Below are 17,017 nucleotides of genomic sequence, written 5' to 3'. Positions count from 1 at the left end.
TTTATTTATATCTTCTATCAACTTTAGTCTTTTGAAGTTTCTTTGGTATTTCACCGTTTGATGGAACTAATTCAGACCTATTTGTCATATTAACAATGTTGACAACAGATAAATATTCTTGATATTTCTTCTTTTTCTTCTTCTTTTTATCAGGTTTTAAACCTTGAACTATTACAGAATGTCCTTGTGAAAGGTTCATAAAAGTAGGCTTTTTAAACCATTTCTTTTTCTTGTAGTAACAAGTACTAACACCAGAAGATGATACTGGTTTAACAACAATTAAAGCTGTTAAAGTTCTTATAATACCTAAAAAGCTTTTTTCCTCAACTTTTACAGATAATACTCTTCCTTGAATTTGAGTAAGTCTGTCACCATATCTATTTAAGTAAGCATTAGTATAACTTTGAGATAACTTATCTTTAAATCCCATAAAAAATAACTCCTTTTCAGTAAAAATCTATAAATTCATAATAAAAGTGATTAAATTTTTATAATAAAAATTTAACTCACTAAAATAACAATGATAAAAATATTATATCGAAACTTTAAGTAATTCACAAGTTTAAATTAAAAATTCTATACAACATATAAGTATACAATAGATTAAGCTTAAATACTATAGATAAATATGAATGCAATTAAAGCTTAGATAAGAATACAAGTTGAAAAATTAAATTAGTCTTATTCTAATTTAGAAAGAGCAATTTAAAGTGTTGCACAAATAACGGTGAACAATTAAAGATAAAACTGAAGTATCAGTTTTAAAAATCAATTCTTATAAAAATTTCTCACTCTTCACTCTTACTTTTTATTTGGTTCCCAACATTATAATAGAATAAACTGTAAACTTAATAGTATCATTTGATGAAAATATTAATTTGAACTTGTAACCCTATAAATGTATTTGTAATTTTAAAAAATATTAAAATAAAATATATATATAGCATATTAAATTACAATAAAATATATACATAAAATATAGAACATAAATTATAAGTATAATAAATTATTTTTTAAATTTATAAATTTGTTCCAAAAGTTTCCTGTTAAGAATAGTAATATAATAAGCGATTTATTCATGGGAGGTTATGATGAGAAGAAAGTTGACTCCAAAAGAAGTGGTTTTTAAATTTGATATGGAAAAAGTTAAGTTAAAGGATAGCATTGATATGCTACCACAATATGATATAGCATATAATAAGATAAAAACTGCAATAGAGATAAAGAATCAAGGGTATAATGTATATTTAATAGATGATTATTCAAAAAGTAATGTTGAAAGTATAATGAAATATGTAAATGAAATATTAAAAAGCGAAGAAGCACCTAAAGATATATGTTATGTTATAAAGGATGATATAAAAAAACCTATACCTCTACTTGTAGCTAATGGAAAAGGAAAAGTTTTTAAAGAATTATTAGAGCATATACAAAATACAATTGCAGATAAAACATTTGAATTTTATACAAGTTCAATAAGTAAAGAAAAAGAACAATTAGTGGGTAAAATTCAGAAAAAAAGAAGTGATATGTTATGTGAACTTATAAGTATATCAAAAAACAGTGGATTTGATATAAGAACAAGTGAAGAGGGGTTTACATTTATTCCTTTAAGCGAAGAAAAAGAAATGACAGAAGACGAATATGACAAACTAGATGAGCAAGAAAAAGAAGATATGATAACAAAAGTAAATGAACTTAAAATAAAAACTAAAGAAATACTAGAAGATTTAAAAGATATTGAATCTCATGAATTAGAAAAAGTAAAAGAGATTATGGAAGAATATTTATATGGAATAATGAAAATAGAAGAAGAAGAATGTATAAAAATATTAGATCAAGATGTGGAAGCACAAAATTATTTAATATATATTATAGAGAAAATGTTAGAAGAATTATTGGAAAATTATAATATAGATTATGATGAAGATGAAGATAAAATAAATGAAATAATATTTAAATATATGATAAATGTTATAGTAGATAACTCAGATAAAAAATCTCCACCAGTTATATTTGAGGAAGATCCAAGTTTAAATAATTTACTTGGAAGTATAGAGTATGAAAATCATAATGGAGTATATATATCTGATGTATCCTTAATTAAAGCAGGAAGTTTTTTAAAAGCTAATGGAGGATGTCTTATTATAAGAATTAATAGTCTTTTAAGTAATCCACAATCATATTACTATTTAAAAAAGGTATTATTAAGTGAAAAGGTTGATTTGGATTATAATAAAGGATATCTTGAATTATTAGCTTTAGGTGGATTAAAACCAGAACCTATTAAAGCTGTAACAAAAGTTATTTTGATAGGTAATTATGAGTTTTATGATGTGCTTTACAATAATGATGAAGAATTTAAAAAGATATTTAAAATTAGAGCTGAATGCAATCCACTAATAGGGTTAGATAAAATGTCTAAAGAAGCATTATTAAGGGAAATAATGGATTGTTGTGAGCAAAATAATGTAGGGGAAATTACTACAGAGGCTATAAGTGAAATAGGAAAGTATTTATGTAGAAAATGTGAAAGTAGAGATAAAATGTATTTTGATACAGAAATAATAAAAGATTTAATTTTGTTAGCTAAGAATGATTCAGAAAGAAATAAAAAGGACAAAATTGATTGTGAGGAAATAATAAAAATAGCATACAATGAAGAAATAATGGAAAAAGAAGTTATGAATAGTTACAAAGAGAAGCGAAATTTAATTAAAGTTGATAGTAGTGAAGTTGGTCAAGTAAATGGGTTGTCAGTTATAGATATAGGATATATAAGTTTTGGAAGACCTATTAGAATAACATGTAATTGTTATAAGGGAAATGGCACAATAATTCATGCTCAAAGAGAAGGAAATCTAAGTGGGAAAATTCATGATAAAGCAATAAGTATTTTAAATGGTTATATAAACAATTTAGTTGGTGGTTATAAAAAGATACCAGTTGATTTTCACTTGAATTTTGAACAAATATATGGAATTGTTGATGGGGATAGTGCATCAGTTGGTGAAGTTATTTGTATGTTATCATCTATAACTAAAATTCCAGTTAAACAAAATATAGCTGTAACAGGATCCATTAATCAATTTGGAGAAATACAACCTATAGGTGGAGTTAATGAAAAAATTGAAGGATTTTTTAAAGTATGTAAAAATGTCGATTCCATAAAAAATAAAGGAGTATTAATACCTTTCTCAAATAAAAATGATTTAGTGCTCTCTAAAGAAGTTGAAGAAGCTATACAAAATGGAGATTTTAATATTTACACTATGGAATGTATAGATGATGCTATAAAAGTTCTTATGGATAAGAGCTCCATAAATATAGATAAAGTTAAGGAATCTATGCAAAAGGAGTTTTTAAAATACAATGAAAAATAATCACTCTAATAATATGGATATAACTGTTAGAGTTAACAATATGAAAGTGAAAGCTAAAATGGGAAAAAAACCAACAGTTACGATAAAAGATTTAAAACATGATAAAAAATATAAAATTAATTTGTATAAGTTAAAAAAGTTTAAAAAATTTCTAGATAAATAAAGAAATGGAAAGGTATTGATACCTTTCCATTTCTTTTTTAGTTTTATATTATATTTTTCTTATAAAGATTAAACGTTAAATCTAAAGTTAACAACATCTCCATCTTGCATTATATAATCTTTACCTTCAAGTCTAAAGAATCCTTTTTCTTTAGCAGCAGGTTCAGAACCACATTCTACAAGTTTATCATAAGATACAACTTCTGCTCTTATAAATCCTCTTTCTATATCACTATGGATTTTACCAGCAGCAGCAGGTGCTTTTGTTCCATTTTTTATAGTCCAAGCTCTAACTTCTTGAACACCAGCAGTTAAATAACTCATAAGTCCTAATAATTTATAACTAGCTCTTATAAGTTTATCAAGTCCTGACTCTTCAAGACCATACTCTGCAAGCATAGAAAGCTTTTCATCATCTTCAAGAGTTGAAAGTTCTTCTTCAAGTCTTGCACATATAACCATAGCTTCAGAATGTTCAGCTTCAGCATATGCTTTTACCTTTTTTACTAAATCATTTTCTAAGTTACCGCTCATTAAATCATCTTCACTTATGTTACATGCATATAACACTGGTTTAGATGTTATAAGGAATAAACTTTTTACAAATTCGCTTTCATCTTCAGAAACATCAAGTGTTCTAACTGGTTTGTTTTCTTCAAGATGTTTTTTTATTCTTTCCATTAATTCATACTCTAATTTAGCAGTTTTATCTCCAGAACGAACTAATTTTAATGATTTTTCCATTCTTCTATCTAATACTTCTAAATCTGAAAATATTAATTCAAGGTTTATTGTTTCAATATCTCTTATTGGATCAACAGAACCATCTACGTGAACTATATTTTCATCTTCAAAACATCTAACAACATGAACTATAGATGCAACTTCTCTTATATGAGATAAAAATTTATTTCCAAGTCCTTCACCTTTACTAGCACCTCTAACAAGTCCAGCTATATCATAAAATTCAATTGCAGTATAAACTTTTCTTTTAGTGTTGTACATTTTTTCAAGTACATCTAATCTTTTATCGGGAACGCTAACTACACCTACATTTGGTTCAATTGTACAAAATGGATAATTAGCAGACTCTGCTCCAGCTTTAGTTATAGCATTGAAAAGAGTACTTTTTCCTACGTTTGGTAATCCTACTATTCCTAATTTCATATGTAAAATCTATCCTTTCTTTAACTACACATTTAATAATAAATAATATATATTGTTTAAAACTTATTACAATAACAAATTAATACTTAAAATTAATTAAGTATTAATTTGTTTAACACAAAGTATATTATTTTTCTACATTTAAACTCTTTTAAAATTATACTCTAGAACAAAATTTATTTCAACAAAAGGTAAACAATATAAATTTAAAAAAATATTGTAAAGAAAATACAATAAAAATATGGAAAATATAAAATACAATTAAAATGGATATTTTTACATTTTTTTTAATCTCATATGCGAAAAAAACAAGTATATGGCAAAAAATAAATTTTAAAACTTTGAAGATTTTAAAGGAATTTATATGTACTCATAGAATAAATTATGATATAAATATTTAATAGAGTTAAATTTTTTTCTTTTCTTTTCGATGAATATATTAATTGTTATTTATCAATTGAGAATGAGATAAATAACAAAATTATTGTCTCAAAATTACTATTTATCATATTAAAACTATTAATTGGTGATAATAAGGTATTGATATTAACATTATTAAAAAGCAAATAAAGAAATAATATTGCATAACAAATATATACTTTAAATTTTATTTTAAAGTATATAAAAGTGAATAAATAAAAACAATATAGATAATGTATTATAAAACATAAAAGAGTAAGAAACTAGTGTTTTAAATATAAAAAAATACTATAAGTAGACGATATAATAAATGATATCTTTTACAATTAGTTAGTATTAAGTAAATTAAGTTAGTTTTAAACATAAGAAAAGCTTACCTTTAGAAAAAATTTAAAAGGAGATATTACAATGGAATTTAAACATGTTTCAGTTTTATTAAATGAATGTATAGATGGACTAAACATAAAAGAAGATGGCATATATGTTGACTGTACATTAGGAGGAGCAGGTCACTCAAGTGAAATATTAAAAAAACTTTCAAGTAAAGGAAGGCTTATTGGAATAGATCAAGATGAAGATGCTTTAAAAGCAGCAAATGAAAAGCTAAAGGATTATGACAATGTAACTTATGTTCATAATAATTTTTACAATATAAAAGAAATATTAGAAAGTTTAAATATAGAAAAAGTTGACGGAGTATTAATGGATTTAGGTGTATCATCATATCAGTTAGATAATGCAGAAAGAGGATTTAGCTATATGAAAGATGCTCCTTTAGATATGAGAATGAATAGAGAAAGCGAATTTTCAGCTTACAATGTTGTAAATGATTATAGTGAAGAAGAACTTGCTGATGTTATAAAAAGTTTTGGAGAAGAAAAATTTGCTAAAAGAATAGCCAATTTTATAGTAAATAGAAGACCTATAAATACAACTTTACAATTAGCTGATATAGTAATAGCAGCTATACCTTCAAAATATAAAAGAGACGGTGGACATCCAGCTAAAAGAACATTTCAAGCAATAAGGATTGAAGTTAATAAAGAACTTATGATATTAAATAAAGCAATAGAAGATTCTGTAGAAATGTTAAACAAGAATGGAAGAATAGCAATAATAACATTCCACTCTTTGGAAGATAGAATTGTAAAAAATAAGTTTAGAGAATTAAACGATCCTTGTGAATGTCCTAAAGAATTACCAATGTGTGTATGTAATAAAAAACCAAAAATAAAATTAATAACAAGAAAGCCTATAGAACCATGTGATGAAGAAAGAGAAAATAATTCAAGAAGTAAAAGTTCAAAATTAAGAATTGCAGAGAAAATTTAGTTCTAAAAATACTATAGGGGGAGTAAAATGGTAGTAGAAAAAAACAATAACACTATATCTGGAAGTAATGCATTAAAATCCAATGTAGCAGTAGAAAAAAAAGTTAGACACCAAAACCCTGACAAAAATAATAGGGGAAAAGTAGACAAGCAAAGAATTGTAAAAAACAAATTGTGCTTCATTAGAAATATGGCAATAGGTTTTGTAGTTATAACTGCAGTTTTATTTCGATATTCTATTATTTATAACAATCAAATAAAAATTAATAATATTAAAACTGAGATTCATAATGTAAAAGCAGAAAATGAATCTATGAAAGTTCAATTATTAAAATTAAATAATTTAAGTTATATAGAAGATATAGCTATAAATAAATTAAAAATGGTAAAACCTGATGCGCAAAAAGCTATGTATGTTGGTTTAACTAATGTCATAGATAATAATGCTGAAAAACCAAGTTCTAAAAGTGATACTAACAAATCAAACTCTAATAGTATTATATCGAAAATAAAGAAAATATTATTTTAAAAATCTATAGTAAAAGAAGATGAGGCTCTATGAACAATTATTATATAATTTTATAGGGCCTTAATTATATTCTTAAAAATTGCCATAAAAAACGATGAAAGCTAAGATGAATTAAACATATAGAAAAAATTAATATTATCTACAAGTATAAAAATAAAAAAATGAAAATATTTGTAATGAGAGAGGATAAAAAAATATGTTTAACGAATAATCATTATCGAATTTATGGGGGAATGATTATGGGAAAATCAGAATTAAGAGACTGGATAAAAGCAAGACGAAGAATAGTATTTCTTATTTCAATAGCTTTTATAGGGTTTATAGCTTTATCGTTTAGACTTAGCTATATTATGATAAATAAGAGCAATGAATACAAAAGCAAGGGAATTGTTCAATGGACTAATGATGTGAGAGTAAATGCAAAAAGAGGAAGAATATTAGATAGAGATGGAAATGAACTTGCAGTAAGTGCAAATGTATATAGAGTAGATTTAGATTTAAATGCACTTAGAAAATCATTAGAAGAACAAAAATTAACTATGGAAGATATAGCTAAAGATGTATCAGAAATATTAGAAATGGACAAAGAAAAGGTTTTTAAAATAATGACCCAAAGATTGCCAAATGGTAAGCAAATGGGAAGTGCTATTTTAAAAAGAAGAGTTGAAAAAGAAACAGTAGACAAAATAAATCTGTATAAAGAAAAAAAAGGATTAGTAGGTTTTGTAGTAACACCAGATACGAAAAGATATTATCCACATAATAATTTTGCATCACATATTTTAGGGCATACAAATTCTGATGGCGATGGACTTACTGGAATAGAATTATATTATAATAGATATTTATCAGGAGTTCCAGGAATAAAAGTAGATGAATTAAATGCGAAAACAAGTAACATACCTTATAGTATATCTGACTATTCAAAACCTGTAGATGGTAGGGATGTAATATTAACATTAGACGAGAATATTCAATTTTTTGCTGATAAAGCTGCACAGCAAGCATTAAATGATAATAGTGCTAAGGCAGTATCGGTAGTTGTTATGAATCCTAACAATGGTGAAATATTAGCACTTGCGAATAAACCAGATTATAATTTAAACACACCTTGGCAAGAAGGATTAAGTGATGAAGAAACACAAAAATTATGGAGAAATAGAGCTGTAAGTGATACATTTGAACCAGGATCAATTTTTAAAGTTGTAACGGCTGTTGCGGCATTAGAAACAGGAAACGTTAAAGAAAAGGATAGTTTTAATTGTGGAGGTTCTTTGACGATTGGTGGTAGAAATATACACTGCTGGAAAAGATCTGGACATGGTCAACTTGACTTTGAAGGTATAATAAAGAATTCTTGTAACGTAGGATTTATGACGCTGGGTGAAAGACTTGGAAAAGATAATTTATACAAGTATATTAAAAAATTTGAATTTGGACAAAAAACAGGAGTAGATTTACCAGGAGAGGCATCAGGAATTATAAAAACACCAGACAATATGACAACCGTTGACGTTGCAACAATTTCTTTTGGGCAAAGTAATACATTATCAATAATGCAATATATGAAAGCTTTCAATTCCATTGCAAATGGAGGAAATTTAATAACACCTCATGTTATGAAAGAAATTGTACATTATGATGAAAATGGAAAAAAAGTTGTAGATAAAAGTTATGATGGGAAAGTAGAAAAAAATGTTTTTAAAGAAGAAACAATGAAAGAGATGAGAGAACATTTAGAACAAACTGTTTCAAATGGTGGAGGTTCTAAGGCATATGTTGAAGGATATAAAATTGGTGGTAAAACTGGAACAGCTCAAAAAGTTCAAAATGGAGTTTATGCTAGTGGCAAATATATAGCATCTTTTGCAGGAATGATGCCAGCGGATAATCCTAAAGTTACAGTTTTTGTATCAATTGATGAGCCAGATCCATCTTTATATTATGCAGGTCAAATAGCTGCACCTGTGGGTAAAATGATATTTACAGATTTAGCAAATTATTTATCATTAGATCCAGAGTATAGTATAGATTCAGAAAAAGGTAAATTAAAGGATGTATCAATACCAGAAATCAGAGGATTAAAAAAGGAAGATGCATTTAAAATTTTAAAAGATAGTAATTTAAAATATAGATTAGATGGAGATGGTGGTTATATAAAGGATATAAATCCTAAGCCTGGATATGTAGTTAAAGAAAATACAGAAATAATTATAGAACTAGGTGACGAGGGAAATGAGGGAGATATTGTAGTAGTTCCAGATCTTACTAAATTCAGTATTGAAGATGCAAAAAAAATACTAACAGATCTTGGACTAAAGTTCGAATTTCAAGGTGAGGGTGCTATAACTGATCAAAGTATTTCAAAAGGGAAAACTGCACAAAAAGGTACTACAATAACGATTCATTTGGCACCTAGCACAGAATAGGATCTGGATTTGTAAATAAAAATAGATCAAATTTTATTGATAACCTTGTATATATGGTGTATAAATATATATGTTAGTAAATTTATATGGTAGCATACAAGAAGTGTGTATGCTACCTATTGCCATGCTATAGATAAATAAAAATTAAATCCAATTAAAAAAGATAAATTTATTATCTAAGTAGTTATTGAAAGTTAAAAATATAAATTTTACATATAAACATACATAAGGGTTGAAGGAGTTGTAAATATGGAAATATCAAAGCTTTTAAATAATATAGAATTTAAAATTTTAAAAGGCGATGAAAACTGCTGTATAAAAAATATCCAATATGATTCAAGAAAAATTTCGAAAGATGACATGTTCTTCTGTATAGAAGGGTTTAATGTAGATGGTCATAAGTATATAGATTCTGCTATAAATAATGGAGCTTTAGCGATTGTTGTTCAAAAGGACATAGATATAAAAAATGAAAATGTTATTGTTATAAAAGTTGAGGATACTAGAAAAGCATTAGCTGTTGCAGCATCTAATTATTATGACAATCCTAGTGAAAAATTAAAAATAATAGGAATAACAGGGACTAATGGGAAAACCACATCTACATTTATGATGAAATCTATATTAGAAAAATGTGGATACAAAGTAGGTTTAATAGGAACTATAGCAAATTATATAGGTGCGGAAAAGCTAAAAAGTGAAAGGACAACTCCAGAGTCATTAGAACTTCAAGCAATATTTAACAAAATGGTAAAAAATGACGTTACACATTGTATTATGGAAGTTTCTTCACATTCATTAGAATTAGATAGAGTTTATAATGTGAACTTTAGTGAAGGTATTTTTACTAATTTGACACAAGACCATTTAGATTTTCATAAAACTTTCGAGAATTATTTCAATGCAAAATTAAAATTATTTAAAAAAAGTAATACTTCCATAGTTAACATAGATGATAAATATGGGAAAACTGTAGTGGAGAAATTAGGAAATGAAGTATTAACATATTCTATAGATGAAAACTCAACATTTAAGGCTGAAAATTTAAGATTACATTCAAGAGGAATGGAGTTTACAGTTAATATAAATGGAAAAGATGAGAAAATAGAACTTAGTGTTCCAGGAAAATACAATGTTTATAATGCATTAGGATCAATAATAGCAGCATTAGAAGAAGGGGCTACAGTAGAAAATATTAGAGAAGGATTGAAAAATATACAAGTTCCAGGAAGATGTGAAATAGTTACATTAAATCATAACTTAGGATACGATGTTATAGTGGATTATGCGCATACACCAGATGGACTAGAAAATGTTTTAAAATCAGTTAGAGAATTAGCTAAAGGAAGATTAATTTCTGTATTTGGATGTGGCGGTGATAGAGATAAAACTAAGAGACCTATAATGGGGAAAATAGGATCAGAACTTAGTGATATAGCAATATTAACATCAGATAATCCAAGAAGTGAAGAACCATTACAAATAATAGATGACGTTAAAGCAGGAATAAAAAAAGATAATTATATAATTATTGAAAATAGAAGAGATGCTATAAAACATGCTATGAAAATTGCAAATGAGAATGATATTATAGTAGTTGCTGGAAAAGGTCATGAAGATTATCAAGTGTTAAAAGATAAAACAATTCATTTTGACGAAAGAGAAGTTATAGAAGAGATTATAAAGGAGTTGGAGTAATTCATGGAACACTTATCTATTAATGAAATTATAGATGCGACAAAAGGAAATTTAGTTTTTAAAGGAACTACAGAAAGTTTTAATAATGTAACTATAGACAGTAGAAAAATTAAAAAAGGTGATATTTTCTTTGCATTAAAAGGTGAAAATTTTGATGGGCATGATTATTTAGAAAACTGTGCTAAAAGTGGTGCTGAACTTTTAATAATTCATAAAGAAAATTTTAAAAAAGAGAATATAAATGAAAATACTTCAATAATATTAGTTAAGGACACAAGAGAAGCTTTAAAAGATTTAGCTGAATATTACAGAAGAAAACTAGATATAAAAGTTGTTGGAATAACTGGATCTACAGGGAAAACTTCAACTAAAGATTTAATTGCTGCAGTATTACAGGAAAAATATAAGGTTTTTAAAACTAAAGGGAATTTTAATAATGAAGTAGGTCTTCCACTTATGGTTTTTGAATTAGATAAATCTTATGAAGTAGCTGTATTAGAACTTGGTATGAGCAATTTAGATGAAATTCATAGGCTTTCTAAAGTTGCAAGACCAGATATAGCAGTTATAACGAATGTAGGTATATCACATATTGAAAATTTAAAAACTAGAGAAAATATATTAAAAGCAAAAATGGAAATAACTGATTTCTTTACAAATGAAAATTTACTTATAGTTAATGGCGATAATGATTTATTATCACAAGTAGAAAGTCATGAATATAAAATTGAAAAAATTGGTATAGAAAGTGATTATAATTTTAAAGCTTGTGACATAATTATAGGTGAAGAAAATATAAAGTTTAAGATTTTAGAAAATAATTTACAAATTGATGAGAATTTTGAGGTTAATGCCTTAGGAAAACATAATGTTTTAAATTCACTATTAGCTATTGCTGTAGGAAAAAAATTAAATATGAATTATAAACAAATAAATAAAGGATTAAAGAATTTGGAAGCTACATCAATGAGGTTAGACATAGTAAAATGTGATAATTTTACTATAGTAAATGACGCATACAATGCTAGTCCTGATTCTATGGAAGCTGCTATTGATGTACTTATGAATTTAAATGGTTCAAGAAAGTTTGCTGTATTAGGTACAATGAAAGAATTAGGTAATGAAGCTCCTTCTGCTCATGAGAAAATAGGAAAATATGCAAAAGATAAAAAGGTTGATTTCTTAATTACTACTGGAGAATTTTCAAATGATTTTAAAGTTGGATTTGGAAGTGAGAATTTCTATAGCTTTGAAAATAAAGAAGATATAATAAACTTCTTAAATAACAAAATAAGAGAAAATGATATTGTTTTAGTAAAAGCTTCAAGATCAATGAAATTTGAAAGTATCGTAAATGAAATCAAAGATTTAAAAATTAAGGAGGGGATATAGATGAGTAAAGTTATATATTCAGTATTAATAGCATTTTTAATTTCTTTACTTTTATCACCACTACTAATCCCATTATTAACAAAGTTTAAATTTGGACAGAGTATAAGAGAAGAAGGACCTAAAAGCCATTTGAAAAAAGCTGGTACACCAACTATGGGCGGACTAATATTTATAATAGCAACAATAATAACTATGCTTATAATACTTAAGAATGTAGAACCAGAAGCAACAATAGCACTTATTTCATTAGTAGGATTTGGTGTAGTAGGAATGCTTGATGATGGACTTAAAATAATTCATAAACATAATGAAGGATTAAAAGCGTATCAAAAAATGATATTATTAGTAGCTTTTTCAATATTTCTTGGATACTATTCATCAAGAACTATTGGAACAGATATAATAATTCCTTTTATTGGTAAAACTATTGATTTAGGACCTTTATTTATCCCATTTATAGTTTTATATTTCACAACTGCTACAAATGCAGTTAATTTAACAGATGGACTAGATGGATTAGCAACATCAATAACACTTTTAGTAATGACATTCTTTGCATTAGTTAGCTTTGGACTAGGTTATTATAATTTAGCAATATTCTGTGGAGTTTTAGCTGGTGCATTACTTGGGTTCTTAAGATACAATTCTTACCCGGCACAAATTTTTATGGGTGATACTGGATCTTTAGCACTAGGTGGAGCGTTAGGTGCAATTGCAATGGTATTAAAATTAGAATTTTTATTACTAATAGTTGGCGGAATTTATGCAGTAGAAGTTTTGTCAGTAGTAATTCAAGTTACATCTTTTAAATTAACTGGTAAAAGAGTATTTAAGATGTCACCATTACATCATCATTTTGAACTATGTGGATGGCATGAAAGTAAGATAGTAGCAGTATTTTCTATAATTACAGTGGCATTATGTTTAATAGGATTCTTATCAATTACACCTTAAAATCATATTAACTTAATTACGTATAACAATATATACAAATTGAGGAGCTACAGTTTAAAATTATCCTCAAATAATTATTTTAATATGAGTAAAATAGTATTGGGGGAAAAAATATGAGAAAAACCAAGAAACGACTAGGGGAAATTGATTTTGTACTTTTTGCTATAATTTTGACATTAACATCATTTGGTGTGTTGATGGTATATAGTGCGAGTTCTTATTCTGCAGCATTTAATAGTAATAATGCAGAGTTCTATCTTTGGAAGCAACTTAGTTGGGCGGTTATAGGAACTATAGCAATGATTATAACTATGAACATAGATTATCACATATATAAAAAACATACAGGAAAGTTAATGATTTTAACCATAATACTATTATTGCTAGTTTTCCTATTTCCACCAATAAATGGTGCGAGAAGATGGATAAGTTTAGGACCACTTGGTAATTTACAACCATCAGAAATAGCCAAATATGTTGTGGTATTATTTCTAGCTATGTATATAGATAGAAAAGGTGAAAAGATTAAAGAATTTAAACAGGGGTTATTTCCTTGTCTAGCTGTAACATGTGTTTATGCAGGATTAATTTTAGCAGAAAAAAATCTTAGTATTACAATGATAACTATTTTAGTTGCTACTACAATGTTAATAGTGGCAGGAATAGATTTGAAAAAAGTTTTTGCACTTGGAACAGTAGTTGTTTTGGGCGGAATTACAGGAATAATTCTTGAACCATATAGAGCTAGAAGAATAACAGGGTTTTTAAATCCATGGGAATCAGCTCAAGGTGATGGTTATCAACTTATACAATCATTACTAGCATTAGGCTCAGGAGGTCTTACAGGTGTAGGAATAGGACAATCAAGGCAAAAATGCTTTTATATACCTGAACCTCATACAGACTTTATATTTGCCATTATAGGTGAAGAACTGGGATTTTTAGGATGTTTATTTGTAATTGTATTATTTGTAATGTTTTTATGGAGAGGATTAGTTACAATATTACGTTCTAAAGATGTCTATGCAATGATGTTATCAACAGGAATAGTAGCTATAATAACATTCCAAGCATTAATAAATATAGCTGTTGTTACAGTATCTATGCCAACAACAGGAGTTCCATTGCCATTTATAAGTTATGGGGGTTCTTCATTAGTTATAAACATGGCAGCCATGGGAATACTTTTAAATATTACAAGACAGAACAATTATCAAGGAATATAATTAAATATAAATCTATATAAAATGAAACCTTTCTAAATTTAAAATAGAGAGGTTTTATTTATTTAAATAATAAATATAAAAAATACTAATACTAAGTTATATTTAAACTTTCATTTATTTAAAATATATAGTAAGATGATGTAATATAGCTTTGAATTATCATATATTTTAAATAAAGATAATGTTTTTAATTGGTATGTTAATTGATGGTAAATGTTTTGAATAAAAAGCATATAAAAATATAAATTTAAAGGAGAAAATTTTACAAATAGAATTTAAAAATACCCATAAATATTGTAATATATAGTTAAGGAGAATTTTATGTAAAATGTGTATATTAAAAATTATATAATAAGGTTTTAATTTTATTTTACTAAAAGATAGAATTTATTTATAATATTGATATACAAATAAATTTTAGGATGAGTGTGGAATAATGGTAAATGGAAATAAAAGTTCTATTTTAGAAAATAAAGAACAATTATTAATTAAAAAGAAAAGAACCAAAGCAAGAAAACGAATGATGGCTTGTATAATAATACTAGTAAGTGTGCTAGTAACATTATGTTTAAAGCTCACCATATTTAATGTTACATCATTACAAATTATTGGTAACAAAAATGTAACAAAAGAAGAAATAATAGCTTCGTCTCATATTGCAGTAGGTTCTAATATTTTTACTATAAAAACTAAAAATGCTATCAATAATATACTGAAAAATCCATATATAGTAAATGTAAAAGTAAAGAGAAAACTTCCAAATAAAATAAAAGTAGAAATTAGTGAAAGAAAGGCAACTTTTTATACTAATTTTAATAAAGAATTTTATATTATAGACAATGAAGGAAGAATACTGGAGAAAACTTCAGAAATAAAAAACAATAATTTAATTGAAGTAAAAGATTTAGACATTAGTAAGAGTAAGGTTGGAGAATTAATAACTTTTGAAAATGAAGATAGAATTAATCTGTTAAATGAATTATGTGATGAAATATATAATTACAACGAGAAAGAAGAGAGAAAAATAACATCTATTGAATTATCAAATTTTATAGATATTAAACTTTACTGTAGTAGTGACTTATATATAAAAATAGGAACTCAAGAAGATATAAATAATAAACTTATGAAGGCTTTGAACATACTAAAAAGTGATCAATTAAAAGGAATGAAAGGGTATGTTGATGTAAGTTTTAATGGAAACCCTGTAATATATAAAAAATAATAGGAGGATAAAAGTAAAGGTGAAAAAAATAACTAACCAACTTATAGTAGGAAGCATATGTATGGTATTGGCTTTTTTAATCACTGTTCAAATAAAAACTGTTAATAAACGAAATGTAGTAAATGATCAGTCACAAAATAATGGTGAAATTCTTGTAGAAAATGAGCATTTAAAAAAGCAAAAAGAGGACTTGCAAAAGCAAGTTGATGCATTAACACAAAAGTCAAAAGAATTTGAAGAAGCAGCAGCAGGAAAAAGTGAAGAAAGTACATTGATATTAGAAGAATTGCAACAAAGTAGGTTGCAGACTGGTAGTGTGGATGTAAGTGGTGAGGGAATAATTATATATATAAACCCTAAAAGTAATATGTTTAATAATAATATAGAAGCTATGCCTGTAAATGATATAGAACTATTAGGAATAGTAAATGAATTAAATGCAGCAGATGCAGAAGCTATATCTATAAATGATATAAGACTTACAGCAAGAAGTGGAATAAGAAATGCGGGAAGTAAGAGTATAGTTATAAATAATGAAAGAATATCTCCAACATCACGTATAGTAATAAAAGCAATTGGAAGTAAAAAGCTTTTAGAACAAGCTATAAATTTTCCAGGTGCTATACCAAGTACTCTTCAAAAAATATGTGATATAAATTACGAATTAAAGGATGAGGTTCTTATAAAGAAAAATAGTACCAATCAAAAATTTGATTATTTAGAAGAAGCTGAATAAGAATAAATAAGAGGTGATTAAATGATAGTATTTATAGGATTAGCTCTAGGAATAATATTGGGTGTTATATTTAATATAAATATACCAGTAAAATTTTCGCCTTATATATCTGTAGCAATATTTGCTTGTATAGATTCAGTATTTGGGGCGTTAAGAGCAATTTTAAATAAGAACTTTAAAGGAGATATATTTATATCGGGTTTTTTTGGAAATGCACTTTTGGCAGGAATAATGGTTTACTTAGGAGAAAAATTAGGAATTCCTATATATCTAGCTGCACTTGTAGTATTTTCAGGAAGAATTTTCAACAATTTTGCTATAATAAGAAGATTACTTATGGACAAAGCTAAATTCCATAATTGAGG

At 26.2% G+C, this 17,017-nt stretch carries 14 protein-coding genes; 12 read left to right on the top strand and 2 right to left on the bottom strand.

Annotated features, from left to right (window positions below; translation table 11 throughout):
• Position 1: 1 nt before the first annotated feature.
• The gene (locus BN346_RS13985; protein WP_040329416.1) at positions 2 to 430 is read right to left on the bottom strand and encodes a hypothetical protein; all 429 of its coding nucleotides are present in this window, start codon (positions 428 to 430) and stop codon (positions 2 to 4) included.
• A gap of 661 nt (positions 431 to 1,091) precedes the next feature.
• On the opposite strand from BN346_RS13985, the gene BN346_RS13980 reads away from it, so the two are divergent.
• Both BN346_RS13980 and BN346_RS21740 read left to right on the top strand, forming a co-directional pair.
• Positions 1,092 to 3,383 carry an AAA family ATPase gene (locus BN346_RS13980; protein ID WP_040329414.1) on the top strand — a complete coding sequence of 764 codons (2,292 nt, stop codon included), beginning with the start codon at positions 1,092 to 1,094 and terminating at the stop codon, positions 3,381 to 3,383.
• On the top strand, positions 3,373 to 3,546 hold the full coding sequence (locus BN346_RS21740) for a hypothetical protein (RefSeq protein ID WP_158644498.1): 174 nt from the start codon (positions 3,373 to 3,375) through the stop codon (positions 3,544 to 3,546). Before BN346_RS13980 ends, BN346_RS21740 begins: the two co-directional genes overlap by 11 nt.
• A 68-nt stretch (positions 3,547 to 3,614) precedes the next feature.
• Here the strand turns inward: BN346_RS21740 and ychF are convergent, their stop codons facing one another.
• Positions 3,615 to 4,712: a redox-regulated ATPase YchF gene (gene ychF, locus BN346_RS13975; RefSeq protein WP_040329413.1), complete on the bottom strand. Its 1,098-nt coding sequence runs from the start codon at positions 4,710 to 4,712 to the stop codon at positions 3,615 to 3,617.
• An 828-nt stretch (positions 4,713 to 5,540) separates the two neighbouring features.
• Between ychF and rsmH the strand changes: the two genes are divergently transcribed.
• From rsmH to BN346_RS13925, 10 genes are all read left to right on the top strand, one after another.
• Positions 5,541 to 6,464, top strand: a complete 924-nt coding sequence (rsmH, locus tag BN346_RS13970) for a 16S rRNA (cytosine(1402)-N(4))-methyltransferase RsmH (protein WP_040329412.1) — start codon at positions 5,541 to 5,543, stop codon at positions 6,462 to 6,464.
• Between the two features lie 27 nt (positions 6,465 to 6,491).
• Entirely contained in the window at positions 6,492 to 6,992 is a 501-nt protein-coding gene (locus tag BN346_RS13965) for an FtsB family cell division protein (protein ID WP_051540422.1), read from the top strand.
• 239 nt (positions 6,993 to 7,231) lie between these two features.
• Positions 7,232 to 9,421 carry a stage V sporulation protein D gene (locus BN346_RS13960; RefSeq protein WP_040329411.1) on the top strand — a complete coding sequence of 730 codons (2,190 nt, stop codon included), beginning with the start codon at positions 7,232 to 7,234 and terminating at the stop codon, positions 9,419 to 9,421.
• A 249-nt stretch (positions 9,422 to 9,670) separates the two neighbouring features.
• Positions 9,671 to 11,119, top strand: coding sequence for a UDP-N-acetylmuramoyl-L-alanyl-D-glutamate--2,6-diaminopimelate ligase (locus tag BN346_RS13955; RefSeq protein ID WP_040329410.1), 1,449 nt, complete (start codon positions 9,671 to 9,673; stop codon positions 11,117 to 11,119).
• A gap of 3 nt (positions 11,120 to 11,122) precedes the next feature.
• The gene (locus BN346_RS13950) at positions 11,123 to 12,511 is read left to right on the top strand and encodes a UDP-N-acetylmuramoyl-tripeptide--D-alanyl-D-alanine ligase (RefSeq protein WP_040329409.1); all 1,389 of its coding nucleotides are present in this window, start codon (positions 11,123 to 11,125) and stop codon (positions 12,509 to 12,511) included.
• Positions 12,512 to 13,465 carry a phospho-N-acetylmuramoyl-pentapeptide-transferase gene (gene mraY, locus BN346_RS13945; RefSeq protein ID WP_040329408.1) on the top strand — a complete coding sequence of 318 codons (954 nt, stop codon included), beginning with the start codon at positions 12,512 to 12,514 and terminating at the stop codon, positions 13,463 to 13,465.
• A 113-nt stretch (positions 13,466 to 13,578) separates the two neighbouring features.
• Positions 13,579 to 14,691 (top strand): stage V sporulation protein E, encoded by a 1,113-nt coding sequence (gene spoVE, locus BN346_RS13940; RefSeq protein WP_040329407.1) that lies wholly within the window; start codon positions 13,579 to 13,581, stop codon positions 14,689 to 14,691.
• Between the two features lie 436 nt (positions 14,692 to 15,127).
• Positions 15,128 to 15,916: a cell division protein FtsQ/DivIB gene (locus BN346_RS13935; RefSeq protein ID WP_040329406.1), complete on the top strand. Its 789-nt coding sequence runs from the start codon at positions 15,128 to 15,130 to the stop codon at positions 15,914 to 15,916.
• 19 nt (positions 15,917 to 15,935) lie between these two features.
• A complete protein-coding gene (locus tag BN346_RS13930; RefSeq protein WP_040329404.1) occupies positions 15,936 to 16,652 on the top strand; it encodes a DUF881 domain-containing protein in 717 nt (238 codons plus the stop codon).
• A gap of 21 nt (positions 16,653 to 16,673) precedes the next feature.
• Positions 16,674 to 17,015 carry a small basic family protein gene (locus tag BN346_RS13925; protein WP_040329403.1) on the top strand — a complete coding sequence of 114 codons (342 nt, stop codon included), beginning with the start codon at positions 16,674 to 16,676 and terminating at the stop codon, positions 17,013 to 17,015.
• Positions 17,016 to 17,017 lie beyond the last annotated feature (2 nt).

Origin of the sequence: Clostridium ihumii AP5 (assembly GCF_000612845.1) — a bacterium.
Classification (GTDB): domain Bacteria; phylum Bacillota; class Clostridia; order Clostridiales; family Clostridiaceae; genus Clostridium_J; species Clostridium_J ihumii.
This window is presented reverse-complemented; position numbering and strand designations above follow the sequence as displayed.

Bases quoted from the DNA above. Each gene is read 5' to 3' on its own strand.
- BN346_RS13985 (WP_040329416.1), bottom strand. From the start codon at position 430: ATGGGATTTAAAGATAAGTTATCTCAAAGTTATACTAATGCTTACTTA.
- BN346_RS13980 (WP_040329414.1), top strand. From the start codon at position 1,092: ATGAGAAGAAAGTTGACTCCAAAAGAAGTGGTTTTTAAATTTGATATG.
- BN346_RS21740 (WP_158644498.1), top strand. From the start codon at position 3,373: ATGAAAAATAATCACTCTAATAATATGGATATAACTGTTAGAGTTAAC.
- ychF (WP_040329413.1), bottom strand. From the start codon at position 4,712: ATGAAATTAGGAATAGTAGGATTACCAAACGTAGGAAAAAGTACTCTT.
- rsmH (WP_040329412.1), top strand. From the start codon at position 5,541: ATGGAATTTAAACATGTTTCAGTTTTATTAAATGAATGTATAGATGGA.
- BN346_RS13965 (WP_051540422.1), top strand. From the start codon at position 6,492: ATGGTAGTAGAAAAAAACAATAACACTATATCTGGAAGTAATGCATTA.
- BN346_RS13960 (WP_040329411.1), top strand. From the start codon at position 7,232: ATGGGAAAATCAGAATTAAGAGACTGGATAAAAGCAAGACGAAGAATA.
- BN346_RS13955 (WP_040329410.1), top strand. From the start codon at position 9,671: ATGGAAATATCAAAGCTTTTAAATAATATAGAATTTAAAATTTTAAAA.
- BN346_RS13950 (WP_040329409.1), top strand. From the start codon at position 11,123: ATGGAACACTTATCTATTAATGAAATTATAGATGCGACAAAAGGAAAT.
- mraY (WP_040329408.1), top strand. From the start codon at position 12,512: ATGAGTAAAGTTATATATTCAGTATTAATAGCATTTTTAATTTCTTTA.
- spoVE (WP_040329407.1), top strand. From the start codon at position 13,579: ATGAGAAAAACCAAGAAACGACTAGGGGAAATTGATTTTGTACTTTTT.
- BN346_RS13935 (WP_040329406.1), top strand. From the start codon at position 15,128: ATGGTAAATGGAAATAAAAGTTCTATTTTAGAAAATAAAGAACAATTA.
- BN346_RS13925 (WP_040329403.1), top strand. From the start codon at position 16,674: ATGATAGTATTTATAGGATTAGCTCTAGGAATAATATTGGGTGTTATA.